Source organism: Variovorax sp. GW821-FHT09B01 (assembly GCF_059418345.1).
The window spans coordinates 1-1,407 of the sequence record NZ_JBWKPQ010000057.1 but is presented as its reverse complement, the minus strand read 5'-3'; the positions used below and the strand labels follow the sequence as shown (position 1 = coordinate 1,407).

At 73.1% G+C, this 1,407-nt stretch carries 1 protein-coding gene; it reads left to right on the top strand.

From position 1 onward, the window contains the following. Positions 1-1,407, top strand: a 1,407-nt coding sequence (locus AC07RV_RS45800; RefSeq protein ID WP_492716623.1) for an amino acid adenylation domain-containing protein, incomplete at both ends; no start/stop codon positions are given.

Sequence of the window (1,407 nt, the reverse complement as noted above, 5' to 3'; positions counted from 1 at the left end):
GCGGCGTGGGGTGACGAGGGTGCGGTGCACCGCCGCATCGAGGCGCAGGCGCGGCGCGACCCCGATGCGGTGGCGCTGGTGTTCGGCGAGCGCTCGCTGAGCTACGGCGAGCTCAACGCGCGCGCGAACGCGCTGGCGCACCGGCTGATCGGGCTGGGCGTGCGCGCGGACGCGCCGGTGGGCATCGCGGTGGAGCGCTCGCTCGAGATGGTGGTGGGGCTGCTGGGGATCATGAAGGCCGGCGGGGCCTATGTGCCGATCGACACGGAGCACCCGCCCGAGCGCGTGGCCTACATGCTGAGCGACAGCGGCGTGAAGCTGCTGCTGACGCAGGCGCGGCTGCTGGACGCGCTGCCCGCGGCGGCGCACGTGGGGCTGCTGACGCTGGACGACCTCGAGCTGGAGGGCGAGCGGCGGGACGACCCGGACGTGGCGCTGCACGGGGAGAACCTGGCGTACGTGATCTACACCTCGGGCTCGACGGGGCGGCCCAAGGGCGCGGCCAACCGTCACCGGGCGCTGCACAACCGGCTGGCGTGGATGCAGCAGGCCTACGGACTGACGCGCGAGGACGTGGTGCTGCAGAAGACGCCGTTCGGCTTCGACGTGTCGGTGTGGGAGTTCTTCTGGCCGCTGATGGAGGGGGCGCGGCTGGTGGTGGCGCAGCCCGGGGATCATCGGGATCCGGGCAAGCTGGCGGCGCTGATCCGGCGCCACGGGGTGAGCACGATCCACTTCGTGCCCTCGATGCTGCAGGCGTTCGTGGCGCACGAGGGGATCGAGGGGTGCACGAGCCTGCGGCGCATCGTGTGCAGCGGGGAGGCGTTGCCGGCGGAGGCGCAGGCGAAGGTGTTCGAGCGGCTGCCCGGTGCGGGGCTGTACAACCTGTACGGGCCGACCGAGGCGGCGATCGACGTGACGCACTGGACCTGCAGGGCGGACGGGCGCAGCCAGGTGGCGATAGGCCGGCCGATCGCGGACACGAGGACCTACGTGCTGGATGCGGGGCTGAACCTGGTGCCGCAGGGCGTGGGCGGGGAGCTGTACCTCGGGGGCGTGGGGCTGGCGCGTGGCTACCTGGACAAGGGCGGGCTGACGGCGGAGCGTTTCGTGGCGGACCCGTTCGGGGCGGCCGGGGAGAGGCTTTACCGCACGGGCGACCTGGTGCGCTGGCGCGAGGACGGTCAGCTGGAGTACCTGGGTCGCATCGACCACCAGGTGAAGATCCGGGGGTTCCGCATCGAGCTGGGGGAGATCGAGGCGCAGCTGCTGGCGCGAGTCGGCGTGCGCGAGGCGGTGGTGGTGGCTGACGAGGGGCCGGGCGGAGCGCGGCTGGTGGGGTACGTGTCGGGGCAGGCGGGGGTGTCGCTGGACGCCGCGCAGCTCAAGGCAGGGCTGGCGGGAGTG